Below are 15,218 nucleotides of genomic sequence, written 5' to 3'. Positions count from 1 at the left end.
TGAGTCCAAAACGAATCAAAGTAATGTCAGAAAGTGGTCTCATGAGCCCTTCATAAGACCAAAACAAGGGGAAAACATAATAGAAGTGAACTCATGGACTACTTTTAGTTAATAAGGTTAAAAAACCTCCAAAGAAAATTTTCTTTAAACTGCCACACTAATCCGAACCCTTTTCAATTGATTAATCATCAAATCAGAAATGGCAGCATGACCATTTGAATTTGGATGAATCCCATCAATTGAAAGGTTTTGAAGATTCTCCCCATTGATGACTTCGGTAGTCTCAATCACCAACGCACCTGGGTGCTTTTGTGCGATTTCATAAATGTTGATATTCCACTTTGGTAAAAGCTGATCGGCAATTGGATAAAGACTATCATTAGGGTTCATTGGATTATATAATTCTAAAAACAAAACGGTAGCATTGGGATTTATTTGTTTAATTTTGCTTGAAACACCGGTAAGATTTTTAATAAACGTCGATTGGACCTCATCAAAGCCTTGTAGTGCCTTGGAATAGTTGAGTTGTTGTGCGCCTTTTAATACATCATTACCACCAATATTAATCGTTATGATATTGGCTTTGGCAATTTCAGCATCAAAATGACCATCCTCAATTAAACTCATCAATTCATTGCTGGTACTTCCGTTTATTCCGGCATTTGAAAAATCAACATTTTTTCCAGTCAATAATGATAGTTGATGAGAAAATCGACTTACTAAATTTTCGTTATCATTGACCCCATAACCACGAACAACAGAATCTCCAAGCGCTAAATGATAGATCACCTCTTGATTCATATTTCTGTAATGCTCAAAAATCGAAATGGTATCCTCTATTTTCTCCACCGATATTGACTCCTGCTTAAGTTTATTAATTTTGAATTGTGGATAATACATCCAGGCAGCGCTACTAATGCCAATTATGATGATGAAAAGAAGACTGTACTTCAATATCTTCACTAGTTTGCCTCCCTTCTCTCAAAACAATATTATAACAATGTAAATAAAAATATTAATTAGGTGCTTGTTTCCAACAGGTACATTGAGTTTTGGTAGTAAATTATGAACTGCAAAGGTACAAACGAATAAGTAAAACGTAATGGCGAAAACTAAGATAATTCTAAAATCCATTAGATACGGAGGCTTTAATATGGATAGAGGGAAGCAAGTGAGGTTGACGTCTTCAGAAATTGCTCAGCTGTGGGCACAGTATATGAATGATAGTGGAAGTATCTGCATCCTTACCTATTTTGTAGAAAAAGCAGAGGATGAAGATATTAAGCCTATCATTGAACACGCTTTAGAACTATCGAAACGCCATATAGAAAAATTAACTCATCTATTTAAGGAAGAAAAATTTGCAATCCCACACGGTTTTAATATTAAAGATGATGTTGATTTAAGTGCGCCTAGATTATTTTCAGATAACTATGCTTTAAACTTTGTGCACCAGATGTCTATGATTGGACTTACAATTTACTCAGCAAGTTTGTCAGCTTCCGCTCGAGCTGACATAACCGATTATTATATGGAATGCATTTCAGAGACGATGCAGCTTTATAAAAAGTCAAAAGAAGTGCTTTTATCAAAAGGACTTTACATAAGGTCGCCATATCTTCCGAATTTAGAAAGACCAGAGTTTGTAAAAAAGCAAGGGTTTGTCTGGGATATTATTGGTGAAAAAAGACCCCTAGTGGCTTCTGAAATAACAAATTTATTTGCTAATATTCTGAGAAATGCTTTAGGTGCTGCTACATTAGCAGGGTTTTGTCAAGTTGCTCAGGATAAAGAAGTAAAACAATTTTTTATTAGAGGCATTGAAATCGCCAAAAAACATATCAAATTATTTGGAAAGAAATTCGAAGATAGCTATCTATCGGTGCCGACTACTTGGGCAACAGAAATTACTAATAGCACGGCTTATACTTTTTCGGATAAGCTCATGATGTTTTATACATCAGCACTAATCGGATTGAGCATCGGATATTACGGAACAGGTATCGCTCAAAGTCCAAGGGTAGATATTGGAGTGATGTATAGTAGGTTAATGGTAGAAGTTCAGCTTTATTCTGAGGATGGAGCGAATATCATGATAAAAAATAAATGGTTAGAACAGCCTCCGATTGCCTCAGACAGGGATGAGTTAGCTAAAGCGAATCTAAATAACTGAGAAAGAAGCTGCGATAGAACTAAATTGTCCACTTATTAAAACCGAATGATACTTATGGAGGACTAAATTAAAGTTCAGCGTTAATTTTCATGTATGTATGAGAAACAATAAGAGGAGAATTTCCGCTTATTGTATGTAAGGGGGGCTAATTGAGCTGTAATAAGAGGAAAATTTCCGCTTAATTACTCTCAAAAGGACAAAATCCAGTGATTTTTATGAAATAAGCGGAAAAACTCCCGTTATTTTTAAGGAAATATGGGCATTTCCCAAAATAAGCGGAATTCTTCCGCTTATTTTCAAACACAACGGTAACAGCCCCGCATGCAAGATCATTTACACATCTATGTTAACCACAGTTATTTTAAGGTAGTACATATTGTAAAAAGGGAATAAAAAAGATCGAACTATTAGGAAATTCTAAGTTAGAAATTCGCATGATAGTTCGATTTTTGTTTAGTTGAAACACTTATGTCCCGGCTTTTTTTCTATATAATCATCTTAAGTGTAATAGAAAGTTACAGACGATTAAATTAGCATTTTGCATTTTTCTAAACGCCAATAATGTTCCTAGAGCAAGTACTACAGTCCCAAACAACAACGCATTATAGGAATTTGTTGCAGTGTTTGGTAATTCCTGATTAGCTTTTAGTTCAGATGTACCACTGTCTGAGCTTGGAGTAGTGTTGTTAGTTGAGGAAACGTTTTTTGTACCAGCATATCCACGAAATAAAAATGGTCCTCAAATGAGGCATAGATTGCACTCAATGAGAACCGATTAGATTAGTATTCAGATCTTCTTCGCTCAATCATTTCATTTAGTTTAAACTGAAATTGATTCGGCTCATCAACGCTTACAAGGATTCTATCAGCTTTACTTTTTAAACCATACATTAAGCGAACCGTTACGGGCTCTGTTAATTGGATTTCAAACATCGGTTTTTCCATAATAAAATCAACAGCACGAGCATCGAAAGAATTTTTTGCATCTTTACGCTTGATTTTTTCTGGACCCTCATAATGCTTTACTAATTTGATTTTATCAAGCGGGATCTCCATGCTTTTTGATAAACCGACCTGTAAATAAAGGGCTTGATTTGATAAATAAAACGGTGTCAGCCTTGTTGCTTGAATTTCACCGAGAAAATAAAGAACGGCATACACATTTAAAAATAGTAAAACGTAAGCAACAATTGCGTTCCAGGAGTGTAATAAATAATGAAAGCCTACCGATTCTAAAACGGTAGCATGAATCAACAAAATATAGACGGAAATGGTGCTCGTTTTTTGATGATAGGTGTAGGTCTGACCGTTAGCAACGGTAGCTTTTGCACGCCAAGAAAATAGCGAATAATAAAAAATCGAAAGCTCTGATAAAAATACATGTAACATCGGCATATGATTTAAATGCTTTTCAATCGCATTTCTTAAGTTATATTGAAAAAAGGAGTTTTGCTGGGAGATACTGCGATACTCACGAATTATCGAAGGTAATTTCGTGAGGACTTTATATATAATGTAAAGCTCCAATAACACAAGCGAACCTTCCGAAATAGCCACGATATAATGGATAAAGGGATACTGCTGCAGGTGTTGGTTGGGAATGATGAAATAGGCTGCTCCGTAACCGGCTAATATGACTATTCCGATATACTTTAAAGAATATCGTTTTCGAATGATAAAAAAATACGTTAATAAGGGTATAAGAAGCATTAAGTCAAAAATTGAACCAAGAACTGCCCCGTTTGGAATAGGTTGCATAACTGGTAACCGGTATAAAACAAAGTTGCTGAACAAGATTAGTGAAATTAACCCAAAGTATAGAATGAGTTTTTTCTTCTTTAAGGCTGTAGCCATATTCATCACCTCTAATGATAAGTATACCAAATAATTTCTAATATTTGGATTGTAATATTAGGGAAAAGCGTGCAAGAAATAAACAAAAAATGTGTAAAATTTTTGAAGTAAGTAGTATAATGATTACGAATATTCAAAATATTAAAAATAAAAACAAGTTAACTGTTCAGATTTTAGAAAGCCTTTACATCTTTGCAAGATTCATTCGATATCACTTTGGTCAACTGAATTTACGTAGCTTGGAGGTGGGAGAAAATTGCCAGGAGTAAACAGGAAGCAAAGTGTGACGGAATTACTGTTAAGCGCTTACAACAGAAGTACGGATCATGAAGCTTCCTATGATGGTTACAAACGGATGTCGTATCGAGAGCTGTGGAAAGATTCGCAGGTGCTAGCCGCAGCGTTAAGTGAACTTGGAATTCAAAAAGGGGACCGTGTTGCTGTTTGTTTACCAAATTGGAATGAATATGTTGTTATTTACATGGCTGTTTCTAACCTAGGAGCAATTCTTGTTCCCATTTATCACGGTCTTAGCACAGATGAATTTACTTATATCTTAAACCACTCTAACGCAAAAGCGATATTTATCACTAATGAATTCAACGGTGTTGATATTCTAGAAAGATTAATGTCTACTTGGAAGGATGTTCCATCTTTACAAAGTTTTATATCAGTTCGCTGCGAATTGGCTGAAATGCATAGTTATCAGGATTTAGTCAAACAAATTTCGGGTGGGGTGGATTTTACTCCTGTCCCTATTAATCCAGCGGATGATGTATACACGATTCTGTATACACCAGGTTCAACAGGTACACTTAATGGTGTGATGCTTACGCATTCTAACGTCGTTTCCATAGCAGTAGCCTCTGCTGAGAAAATGGATTGCAGGCCAAACGATGTGTTTTTAGTTGCAGTACCTGCCTTTCATGTGTTCGGAATGATCCCTACCATAATAAGTACGATTGCTGTTGGAGCAAGAATGGTGTTGATGGAGGAATATAAACCAAAGGCAGCCTTGGAGTTAATGGAATCGGAACAAGTGACAATTAAAAATGGTTATCCAACTATGTTTATTTCTGAATTAAATCTTTATGAATTCCCAAATTATGATCTTTCTGCACTTCGGACTGGTATTATTACTGGGGCAACTTGCCCAGTGGAGGTTGTGAAACGAATCCGTAAGGAAATGGGGTGCGAAATTGTTGTAGCCTACGGGATGAGTGAAACCTCACAAATTTTAACGATGACATCATTTCCTGATGACGATATGACACGTGCTGAAACTGTTGGAAGACCTCTTCCTGGAACAGAAATTGCAATATTAAATAGCAACGGTGGTGAAGCACTCCCCGGTGAATTAGGGGAAGTGGCATGTCGAGGACCTGGGGTGATGAAAGGATATTACTTAATGCCTGAAGAATCAGGCCAGGTGTTAGGTGAGGATGGATGGTTTACCACCGGTGACCTTGGTGTAATCGATAACCGTGGAAACCTTCGCATAGTTGGCAGAAAAATTGAAGTGATTAATAAAGGGGGTTTTATTATTTATCCACGTGAGATTGAAGAAATTTTGTATTCGAATCCAGCTGTTTTGGAAGTGGTGATTGTAGGTTTACCTGATACTGCTATTGGTGAGATTTCATGCGCGTGTGTAAAACTAAAACCAAATTATGTGGTGGAAGCCCAGGCGCTTATTGACTATGTAAAACCAAGAGTTGCAGATTATAAGGTACCTGATAAACTTATCATAATGAAAGAGTTCCCAATGACTGCAAGTGGTAAAATTAGAAAAATGTTTTTGCAAAATCAGCTTCGTGAGGCACTCTCAACTGAATTGGGATAATGAATATCACATATAAACGATATGATGTATTTGATTTTGGATAGCATTGTTGGAATGGAAATTCTGACAGTTAGCTATCCTTTTTTGTTTGCGAAGATAATCACATAAATTAAGTATTTACCGTAAATAAGTTGTTTGAATTGTAAGATAATTCAACGAATGTTCACGACCATTTCTTGCTAATTTAGGTTATAGTAAATTTAAGGAAATAACACTTTCCTAATATATTAAATAGAGGGTGATCCAATGATCTACGACCTGGTCCTACTACATCCACCGACAGTCTACGATTTTCGGAAGGAAATGATTTTTACCGGTCCCATCAGTGACGTCGTCCCTTCATCGCCGGTTTTTGAAATGTACCCAATTGGCTTAACAAGTATTGGAGACTATCTAGAACGATATGGCCTAAAGGTGAAAATTATCAATATAGCAAATCGAATGCTATTAGATCCTAATTTTGACGTCGAGAAGAAGCTAAGAAAGATTAAAACGAAAGCATTCGGTATTGATCTGCATTGGCTACCACATGCACACGGAAGCGTAGAATTGGCAAAGGTAGTGAAAAAACTACACCCAAATGTTCCAGTCATTTTTGGCGGACTTTCATCTACTTATTTCCATAAAGAACTGATTGAATATCCTTATATTGATTTTGTTATGCGTGGTGATACAACGGAAAAACCGTTGCTCATGCTCTTAAATCGTCTTGAAAATGGACATAAAGAGTTTACGACTATACCAAACTTAACTTGGAAAAAAGATGGCGAGTATCATTACAATCCGATTACTTACGTCCCAGATGATCTTGATGAGTTCGAGCACCCAGGTTATCGGTATGTTATCCGCTCAGTCTTTAAATATGGTAATCTACTTGATCCACTACCATACAAAGGCTGGCTCCAATACCCTAATACAGCTTTACTTACCTCTAAAGGTTGTACGTACAATTGTTTAATATGTGGTGGCTCAAGAACTGCCTACGATTTAAACTGTAATCGAAAACGAATTGTGATGAAGTCACCGCAAAAAATGTTAAATGATATTGCTTTTATTCAACGGTTTAGCCGCGCACCGATTTTCTTATTAAATGATATTAGACAAGGTGGACCGGAATACGTTGATGAATTTTTAGCAGGCTTAAAGAAGATGGATTTAAAAAATGAAATCGTATTTGAACTTTTCCAGTTTGCGGATGAAAAATTCTTTAAAAAGCTACAAGAAGCCATACCAAAATATAGTATTGAACTGACACTTGAAACAGCGGATGAGGACTTACGCCGCTTAAATGGCAAGCTTCCTTGTTCAAACAAAAAAATCATTGAAACACTGCAACTCGCTTTGAAATATGGCTGTGCGAAAATCGACTTATTCTTCATGGTTGGTATTCCAGGACAAACCTATCAAAGTGCTTTAGACAATATTGCGTTTTGTGAAGAGATTCACAAGTTGTGTGATGAGGATCCACGTTTAGCTTACTTTGTTGCACCGCTGTCACCATTCCTTGATCCTGGGAGCCCAGCGTTTGAAAACCCAGAAAAGTATGGTTACAAAAAGTTTTATACGAAGCTTGAAGAGTTCCGTTCGGCGATGGCTCAACCTTCGTGGAAATATATGTTAAGCTATGAAACCGATCAAATGAGCCGTGAGGAAATCGTAAAGGGCACCTATGATTCTGCATTGTTATTAAATCAGTTTAAGCTTAAATACGGTCTGATTGACCAGGCGGCATACGACGACATTGAAACAAAGATTACGAAATCACTCGAATTCATTGATCGGATCGATGGTATCTTAGCATTACCTGAAGCGGAAAAAGAAGCAGGACTTGCTGAAATTAAGCGTGAAGTGCTTGAAGTTAACCGTCACAGTATTTGCGGTAAAAATGAACTAAAATGGGAAACAAAGAAACTTTACGCTAATTTTGCATCGTTAACAGTCATTGGCATGGAGCTATTGATTGATGAAATGGTAAGAAATGTGAAATGCCAACTTGGTAAAGTTGATCGTCACAAAGTAACGCTGTAATTTCATTTTGATTTAACAAAATAATAAAGGTCTGATTTCTTTTATCGGTGGATACTAGTTGATTACTAGCATCAGTCCATGAAGGAGTTCAGGCCTTTTTTGATTTTCAAAAAAATAAAGCTATTTAATACTATCTACAAATTGATCGTAAGAATAATAATTTCTTGCCTTTGTAGAATAATACCAATTAGCTAGTAATTGACAAGGGGGATGTACATGATCGAAAATGCGCGAAACTATCAGGCTTATACCATCTCACAAGGCACATTTGCTAAAAAAGCCGCAAGAAATGCATTTATTGTTTTAGTTATCCTAATTATATCTATTTATATCGGCTCTGAAGCCTTTGGCTATTTAGATATGGCGCTTTATGGATATTTGTGGGCCTCAATTGTCAGTTTTATGATGCTGTCAATACGTATTACCGCTTGGACCATGCGGCCTCCAACTCGTCGATTATGGCAGCAAGGAAGACGGATGTTTTCAAAAAAAGCTGGTTGGAAGTTCATGTTTGGGGCTTTGGGGAAAAATATCGGTGCGCAAAAGTTCATTTCAAAGAGATCGATATACCGCTGGATGCAACATATGCTTATTTCTTGGGGCGTATTACTTTCCTTTGCTATCACGTTTTCGCTTGTTTTTAGCTGGCTTCATTTTGAATTAGTTAATCCAAGAACGTACCAAGTAGTCGTGTTTGGAATTCCTACCTTTCGCATGCCTGTCGATTCAACACTGGCGTTTCTTATTTACCATGGGTTAAACTGGACTGGGATTGCTGTGATTATTGGTTGTGGGATGGCGATGTACAGAAGATATTCCGAGGAAAAGAAGCTGGTGGAACAAGCAAAGGAATATGACTTTTTTCCGCTTATCCTGCTAATTGTTATTTCTATCACTGGATCGTTATTAACGTTTTCAACTTATTTTATCGAAGGACGATTTTATTTAGGGATATCTATTAGTCATCAAATTGCCGTGATTGTCTTTTTGTTGTATTTTCCGTTCGGGAAATTTTGGCATATTCCGTTAAGGTTTCTTGCGATAGTAATTCCGGCGTACCATGCTTTGGAAAGTCAGAAAAAATGCTCTCGCTGCGGGATTGATTATGCAACAGAAACCCAAATTGAAGATGTTCAACTGGCTTTAAGTAAACGGAGCTTGTCAGTGCCGATTGAACAAACGGATTTACATATGTCTGATTTATGCTCAGAGTGTCGGAGGGTAACAAATCGGTTGGCTGCCTTTGGGACCGCTGTTCATTTCGGTGAAGCTGGTGTTAAAGTGATGCCGAATGGTAAAAACGGCTTAATGTTAAATAAAGGGGGAGGACTTGAAAATGGGGCATCCACAAAACGCTGATTACGCTCAGCGAGAATTTGACCCAATATTACGAGAGGGAGAAGAGAATATTGCGACCCATTGTTGTTTTTGCGGAATGCAATGCGGAATGAACATCCGGGTTGAAAAAGAATCAAAAAAAGTAGTTGGTGTTGAACCACGATATGATTTTCCGATGAACGGTGGCAGATTGTGTCCGAAGGGTGCTTCCGCATATCGTCAGGCGGAATTAGGCGATCGCTTAAAAAATCCATTAATTCGCAAAAATGGCCAATTGGTCGATGCCACATGGGAAGAAGCGCTTGATTTAGTGGTGTCAAAAATGAAAGAAATTCAAGCAGAGCACGGCAAGGATGCCTTTGGTATTTATAGTGGCTCATCGATGACAAATGAAAAATGCTATCTTGTTGGAAAATTTGCTCGTATTGGTCTTGGAACGAAAAATATTGATTACAATGGGCGGTATTGTATGTCTTCAGCAGCAGTTGGTTTTAATCAAAGTGTCGGTATTGACCGGGGCTCGACCAACCCATGGTCTGACATTAAATTTGCTGACGTCCTGTTAATAGCTGGATCAAATACGGCTGAATGTCATCCACTTTCTATGCCGTACATTTGGGGAGCGCGGGACAGGGGCGCCAAGATGATAGTCGTTGACCCAAGGCAGACCAAAACCGCTTTAGTAGCTGATGTTCATCTTGATGTTCGTCCTGGAACTGATATCGCACTCGTCAACGGGTTGATTCATCTTTTAATAAAAGAAAAAATGATTGATAACGATTTTATTAAGGATCATACAGTGGGCTTTACAGAGCTTGATGATTTAACCAAAAACTATACGCCTGAGCGGGTATCTGAAATTACTGGTGTTTCGGTTGAAAAAATCACCGAGGCTGCTAGGCTGTTTGGTCAGGCGAAAAATGGCTATGTTCTGTTTGCACGCGGAATTGAACAGCATTCAAACGGTTCTGATACAGTATCAAGCTATGTGAATTTATCCTTACTCACAGGAAAAATTGGCCGTAAGGGTGCGGGATTTGCCACATTCACTGGCCAGGGCAATGGCCAGGGCGGTCGTGAACATGGCCAAAAAGCTGACCAATTGCCTGGTTATCGAAAAATCACCGATCCGGAAGCACGAAAATATATCGCAGGGGTTTGGGGAATTGATGAAGCGGAAATCCCAGGGCCAGGGATGTCAGCTTTCGAGTTGCTAAAATCACTTGGGGATGAAGTGAAAGGCTTGCTATTAATCTGTAGTAATCCGATGGTTTCTGCTCCATCTGTAGGGGATGTAAAGAAGTATTTAGAAAAGCTAGATTTTTTCGTCGCAATCGACATGTTTTTATCAGAATCAGCCGAACTAGCTGATGTGGTGTTACCTTCAACTGTATGGATTGAAGATACTGGAACAACGACCAATGTTGAAGGGAGGGTCGTCCTGTTAAAGGGATTAGATCGCACTCCTGGACAGGCTAAGCGCGATTGGCAAGTGTTATGTGAAATAGCTGAAAGGCTTGGAAGAGGGCAGTATTTTCAATACAAATCATCGCAAGAAATATTCGAGGAACTGAGAATTGCCTCAAAAGGAGGTAAGGCTGATTACTCTGGTATTACATACGAGAAGCTTGAAAAAATGGATGGCGTTTTCTGGCCGTGTCCAGATGAAGAACACGAAGGGACTCCGCGTTTGTTCGAGGATTTACAGTTTCATTTCCCTGATGGACGAGCACGGTTATTGGCGTTTGAATATACAGGGGCAAATGAAAAGGTCGATGGGGAGTTTCCATACATATTAACAACGGGTCGAGTTGTTTATCATTATTTAAGTGGAAATCAAACGAGAAGAATTGAAGCATTGAACAAGTTTTGCCCTGAGCCGTATGTCGAAATTCATCCTGAGACGGCAAAGAAATTAGGGGTACATAATCAAGAATTGGTGAAGTTGGTCAGTCGACGTGGAGAACTTTCTGTACCCGCAAAAATTACAAAAGCGATTAGAGAAGATACATTTTTTGTGCCATACCATTGGGGTAAAACAATGGCGATAAATCATTTAACAAACCCAGCTCTTGATCCTAAATCGAAAATACCAGAATTCAAAGTGTGTGCAGTCAGGCTTGAAAAAACATAGAGAAGGAGTCCTTCATGACAAAGGTTCTTTTTATCGATTTTGAACGATGTATTGGCTGTAAAGCGTGCATGATTGGTTGTGAAGAGTGCAGCGGGCACGACCATTTATCGAGAATGTTCGTCGATGAACTTATGCCAGGTGAGACCGTCGCGAAATCACCGACCCCTTGTATGCATTGCTACACTCCGGCATGTGCTGAGTCATGCCCAGTGCAAGCTATACAATTAACTGCGGATGGAACGGTCCTGTCAGCCTCTCACGAAAAATGTATAGGGTGTAAAAACTGTACATACGCTTGTCCGTTTGGGATCCCGCGCGTTGATGATGACCGCAAGCTTATGTATAAATGCGATTTATGCTATGACCGGACATCAAAAGGAAGACCACCAATGTGTGTAAGCGTCTGTCCCACTGACACAATACAATTTGTTGAGGAAGAGGCGATTAAAAAAATGGCCAAAAAACCTGTCCAATACGTATGGGATTTTGGGGGCACACAAATTGAAACAAGAACGGTGATTGGGATACCTGATACAAAAACACACAAGTATGGATACTATGATATACAAGGTGAAGTGACATGAAAAAATTTGATCAATTCCTTCAGCAGCTAACCTTTAATGTCAGAAGAGATAAAGAAATCGATTTAAACAGACGTGGATTTATCGCATCAAGCATGGGCTTAATGGGGTTGATGTTTGTATCGGCCATTCCATTAGCCAGTCAAGCTGGTAGTAAAATACACGATGATGAGAAAACAGTGAAAATTGCCGAACTCGATGAACTGGAGATTGGGGATAGTAAGACCTTTTCGTACATTGATGAGGACGAACCGGCGATGATTATTCGTATTAATGCGGATGAATACCGTGCCTATCATATTAAATGCACACACCTTCAATGTCCGGTTTATTTCGACAAGTCCTCCAATCAAATGGTATGCCCGTGTCATCATGGGTTCTTTTCGGTAAATGACGGTTCTGTATTGGCTGGTCCACCGCAACGAGGCCTGCCAGCCATTTCGATTGAAACACGAAACGACGGTATCTATGCCGTTGGAATGTCCGAACAAACCGTTTGAAATTGTAAAACCGTTTAGGAATAAATGAAGTATGTCCACTTTTCTTTTGAAGATTAAAGGAGTGATACCAGTGAGAATGGCCTGGTGGCTGTTTATGGCTCTTTTGTCCGTACAAATCATCTTCTTACAATACATGGTCGAAGTATATTTAGCCGGACACTATGATGAATTAGTTTATTATTTAGGGGCGTTAGGATTTATGTTTTTGTGCGCTATTCTCGTTTATATTTTCTTTAACAAAACCGATCAAGTCAGCGAAGAATAAGGAGCGTGTCAGATGGACCAACTAGAAAGTATTTATGAGCGATTCGGTGGAGAAGAGAAGGTAGGACAAATGGTCGATGAATTTTATAAAAGTGTTCTGGAGGATCCCTCTTTAGCAAAGTTTTTTTATGATGTAGATATGGAGACACAAAAAAGACATCAAACTCATTTTTTAAGCTTTATAATGGGTGGTCCTAATCGTTATTCTGGAAGAGCATTAGCGGAAGCGCATGGTGGAATTAATACGAAGGAGGATCATTTTGATACATTGATCAATCATTTGCGTACTTCGATGGAAAACCATGAGATGAATCATGAAGAAATTGAAGCAGTTGTCCAATCTATTTCCGCTTATAAGCAGGATATTATCAGTGGTTAAATTATACTGGCATATTATTGGTGGGATTGTAAATATAGCTTGTTTTTTCTTCACTTTTTCTTTAGTGTAATGTCATATTGTTGTAACAAAAAAGCCCAGATAATGGTGTTATAATGAGTCCGTTCAATAAAAATTACTCCTTCAAACGTAGTGAAAAATGGGTAGGTTGTTTCCAGGAGTAAATAAAAAAGGAGATCTTATTATAATGTGGGTAATCACAGTTCATTCAAAGGATCAAACGACAATGTACGAATTTGAGACTGAGTGTGAAGCAAGAGAGGCATTCAAAAACATCAAAGGTTGTAAAATTCTGTCTGAGGTAATTTATTTTAATGATCCATGCTTTGAATTAGCTGCCGTGTAAGAATAACGATGTAATTGGTGAATTATTGATATAGATATAATAATGTAATGAAATGGCTTAGTGGAGGATGATGCATTTATTTGTGTCATCCTTTTTTATTTTATTAAGATGGACAGTAGAGAACTAGAAGTAAAACAAGCTTTATAATTTGACTTTTATAGGAAATCGCCAAAAAATAAAAGGATAAGGTGTTTTGGAAATTGGGCAAGAAAGGGTGATGCACGATGGTATTAGAGTTGGTAAATATATCCTTGAGGAGAAATGGCAAGTGGATTTTAAAAGAGATTAATTGGAAAGTGAACAAAGGCGAGCATTGGGTGATATTTGGATTAAATGGCGCCGGTAAAACGGCCTTGCTCAATGTATTAAACGCCTATGAATATCCAACTAAAGGAAAAATCACGGTCCTCGGTAAGGAATTCGGAAAGGCGCCATTGGCAGAAAGCCTTCGGAAAAAAATTGGACTTGTTTCTCAGAGTCTCCAGCAAAAGCTACATAACGGTGATAATGCCTTTGAAATCGTCTTAAGCGGCGCATTTGCTTCGATTGGACTATATGAAAGTCCCACCGATGAAATGCGAGAAAAAGCGATTTCCTTATTAAGAGAGTTAGGTTGCTATGATTATGCGAATCGGAATTATGAAACTCTTTCACAAGGAGAAAGACAGCGTGTCCTAATTGGTCGGGCGTTAATGGCTGACCCCGAGCTGCTCATATTGGACGAGCCAACGAATGGTCTTGATTTTCTGGCTCGAGAAATGCTGCTAGAATCGGTGGAGAAAATCGCTAAAGAAACGAATGGACCAACAATCATTTATGTAACCCACCATGCTGAAGAGATTTTGCCAGAGTTCCAACATACACTCTTACTTAAACAAGGTGAGGTTTTCGCTGCAGGGAAAACGGACGAAATGATATCGGATCATACTCTGTCAGACTTCTTTGGTCTTGATGTAGGGGTCATCTGGAAAGATGGACGTCCATTGTTAACTAAAAATAAGTTGACCGTAAAATAGTGCTAATATTGTAAGTAACTTAATAAACTAGATTAAGGGCAAATATAAGTAGCTTAATTTTCGCAACTAATCCAGTACTCATCAGTGTAATAGTATCGGTTTATACAAGGACAAATGACCGTTGTCATTACAAGATGAAAGGGGAATGTTTATGGTTTCAAATCCTGCGGGATTTTGGCGAAGATTAGGTGCAGGTCTTATCGATGGTATTATTATAAGTGTCCCTTTAACTTTTTTATTTGGGTTGTTTCTGAGTGAAACATCGTTAAACTCTGCCGTGTCTATTATTGAATTGCTGTATGCAATTATTCTCCCAGTAGTTTGGTCGGGATATACAATTGGGAAAAAGCTCCTTGGCGTGAGGATTGTAAAAGTGAATGGAGAGCGAGTTGGGTTTGGTACGATGTTAATCCGAACGATTGTAGCGGGCTTCATTTATGCGATTACCTTAGGAATAGGAGTAATCGTTAGTGCGTTTATGGTCGGCTTGCGTTCAGACAAACGGGCCATCCACGACTTTATCGCCGGAACCTACGTAACACATGATTAACGCAGTAAAGCAGTGGGGGACAGTCCCATTAGTCTTGCATGAGTGTCTTTAAATTGAATTTATGTAATTTTTTTACATTCACTCAGAGTTGTTAAATGAAAAAACGGGAACATGGTTCTATAAAAGACCTTGTTCCCATTTTTTTACTTATTTAAAATGTCTTATTTCTTACGTTTTTCTTTACAAATGGCGAC

General features: G+C 38.1%; 14 protein-coding genes and 1 pseudogene. 12 read left to right on the top strand and 3 right to left on the bottom strand.

Annotated features, from left to right (window positions below; genetic code table 11):
* Positions 1–144: 144 nt before the first annotated feature.
* Positions 145–963 (bottom strand): SGNH/GDSL hydrolase family protein, encoded by an 819-nt coding sequence (locus FXW34_RS11820; RefSeq protein ID WP_147534208.1) that lies wholly within the window; start codon positions 961–963, stop codon positions 145–147.
* A 190-nt stretch (positions 964–1,153) separates the two neighbouring features.
* On the opposite strand from FXW34_RS11820, the gene FXW34_RS11815 reads away from it, so the two are divergent.
* Entirely contained in the window at positions 1,154–2,173 is a 1,020-nt protein-coding gene (locus tag FXW34_RS11815; RefSeq protein ID WP_147534207.1) for a DUF3231 family protein, read from the top strand.
* 493 nt (positions 2,174–2,666) lie between these two features.
* Here FXW34_RS11815 and FXW34_RS23680 read toward each other — a convergent pair.
* Positions 2,667–2,807 (bottom strand): annotated as a pseudogene (locus tag FXW34_RS23680) (LPXTG cell wall anchor domain-containing protein); the annotation flags it as partial.
* A 146-nt stretch (positions 2,808–2,953) separates the two neighbouring features.
* Positions 2,954–4,027: a hypothetical protein gene (locus FXW34_RS11805; protein WP_147534206.1), complete on the bottom strand. Its 1,074-nt coding sequence runs from the start codon at positions 4,025–4,027 to the stop codon at positions 2,954–2,956.
* 256 nt (positions 4,028–4,283) lie between these two features.
* Here FXW34_RS11805 and FXW34_RS11800 point away from each other — a divergent pair, with 256 nt between their 5' ends.
* From FXW34_RS11800 to FXW34_RS11755, 11 genes are all read left to right on the top strand, one after another.
* Positions 4,284–5,870 carry a class I adenylate-forming enzyme family protein gene (locus tag FXW34_RS11800; protein ID WP_246141013.1) on the top strand — a complete coding sequence of 529 codons (1,587 nt, stop codon included), beginning with the start codon at positions 4,284–4,286 and terminating at the stop codon, positions 5,868–5,870.
* A 246-nt stretch (positions 5,871–6,116) separates the two neighbouring features.
* Positions 6,117–7,898 (top strand): TIGR04190 family B12-binding domain/radical SAM domain protein, encoded by a 1,782-nt coding sequence (locus FXW34_RS11795; RefSeq protein WP_147534205.1) that lies wholly within the window; start codon positions 6,117–6,119, stop codon positions 7,896–7,898.
* 216 nt (positions 7,899–8,114) lie between these two features.
* Positions 8,115–9,257 carry a hypothetical protein gene (locus tag FXW34_RS11790; RefSeq protein WP_147534204.1) on the top strand — a complete coding sequence of 381 codons (1,143 nt, stop codon included), beginning with the start codon at positions 8,115–8,117 and terminating at the stop codon, positions 9,255–9,257.
* Positions 9,235–11,370: a formate dehydrogenase subunit alpha gene (fdhF, locus tag FXW34_RS11785; RefSeq protein WP_147534203.1), complete on the top strand. Its 2,136-nt coding sequence runs from the start codon at positions 9,235–9,237 to the stop codon at positions 11,368–11,370. Before FXW34_RS11790 ends, fdhF begins: the two co-directional genes overlap by 23 nt.
* Before the next feature lie 14 nt (positions 11,371–11,384).
* A complete protein-coding gene (locus FXW34_RS11780) occupies positions 11,385–11,954 on the top strand; it encodes a 4Fe-4S dicluster domain-containing protein (protein WP_147534202.1) in 570 nt (189 codons plus the stop codon).
* On the top strand, positions 11,951–12,451 hold the full coding sequence (locus FXW34_RS11775; RefSeq protein WP_147534201.1) for a QcrA and Rieske domain-containing protein: 501 nt from the start codon (positions 11,951–11,953) through the stop codon (positions 12,449–12,451). Before FXW34_RS11780 ends, FXW34_RS11775 begins: the two co-directional genes overlap by 4 nt.
* Before the next feature lie 70 nt (positions 12,452–12,521).
* Positions 12,522–12,716, top strand: a complete 195-nt coding sequence (locus FXW34_RS11770) for a hypothetical protein (protein ID WP_147534200.1) — start codon at positions 12,522–12,524, stop codon at positions 12,714–12,716.
* A 12-nt stretch (positions 12,717–12,728) separates the two neighbouring features.
* Complete coding sequence (locus tag FXW34_RS11765) at positions 12,729–13,094, top strand: group I truncated hemoglobin (RefSeq protein ID WP_147534199.1); 366 nt, start codon at positions 12,729–12,731, stop codon at positions 13,092–13,094.
* A 205-nt stretch (positions 13,095–13,299) separates the two neighbouring features.
* Positions 13,300–13,458, top strand: a complete 159-nt coding sequence (locus tag FXW34_RS22925) for a hypothetical protein (RefSeq protein ID WP_187118931.1) — start codon at positions 13,300–13,302, stop codon at positions 13,456–13,458.
* Between the two features lie 224 nt (positions 13,459–13,682).
* Positions 13,683–14,474, top strand: coding sequence for an ABC transporter ATP-binding protein (locus FXW34_RS11760; RefSeq protein WP_147534198.1), 792 nt, complete (start codon positions 13,683–13,685; stop codon positions 14,472–14,474).
* Positions 14,475–14,625: 151 nt separating this feature from the next.
* Positions 14,626–15,024, top strand: coding sequence for an RDD family protein (locus FXW34_RS11755; RefSeq protein ID WP_147534197.1), 399 nt, complete (start codon positions 14,626–14,628; stop codon positions 15,022–15,024).
* Positions 15,025–15,218: the final 194 nt, after the last annotated feature.

This window comes from Bacillus marasmi (assembly GCF_902168435.1).
Classification (GTDB): Bacteria; Bacillota; Bacilli; order Bacillales; family Cytobacillaceae; genus Bacillus_BU; species Bacillus_BU marasmi.
This window is presented reverse-complemented; position numbering and strand designations above follow the sequence as displayed.

Bases quoted from the DNA above. Each gene is read 5' to 3' on its own strand.
- FXW34_RS11815 (WP_147534207.1), top strand. From the start codon at position 1,154: ATGGATAGAGGGAAGCAAGTGAGGTTGACGTCTTCAGAAATTGCTCAG.
- FXW34_RS11805 (WP_147534206.1), bottom strand. From the start codon at position 4,027: ATGGCTACAGCCTTAAAGAAGAAAAAACTCATTCTATACTTTGGGTTA.
- FXW34_RS11795 (WP_147534205.1), top strand. From the start codon at position 6,117: ATGATCTACGACCTGGTCCTACTACATCCACCGACAGTCTACGATTTT.
- FXW34_RS11790 (WP_147534204.1), top strand. From the start codon at position 8,115: ATGATCGAAAATGCGCGAAACTATCAGGCTTATACCATCTCACAAGGC.
- fdhF (WP_147534203.1), top strand. From the start codon at position 9,235: ATGGGGCATCCACAAAACGCTGATTACGCTCAGCGAGAATTTGACCCA.
- FXW34_RS11780 (WP_147534202.1), top strand. From the start codon at position 11,385: ATGACAAAGGTTCTTTTTATCGATTTTGAACGATGTATTGGCTGTAAA.
- FXW34_RS11775 (WP_147534201.1), top strand. From the start codon at position 11,951: ATGAAAAAATTTGATCAATTCCTTCAGCAGCTAACCTTTAATGTCAGA.
- FXW34_RS11765 (WP_147534199.1), top strand. From the start codon at position 12,729: ATGGACCAACTAGAAAGTATTTATGAGCGATTCGGTGGAGAAGAGAAG.
- FXW34_RS22925 (WP_187118931.1), top strand. From the start codon at position 13,300: ATGTGGGTAATCACAGTTCATTCAAAGGATCAAACGACAATGTACGAA.
- FXW34_RS11760 (WP_147534198.1), top strand. From the start codon at position 13,683: ATGGTATTAGAGTTGGTAAATATATCCTTGAGGAGAAATGGCAAGTGG.
- FXW34_RS11755 (WP_147534197.1), top strand. From the start codon at position 14,626: ATGGTTTCAAATCCTGCGGGATTTTGGCGAAGATTAGGTGCAGGTCTT.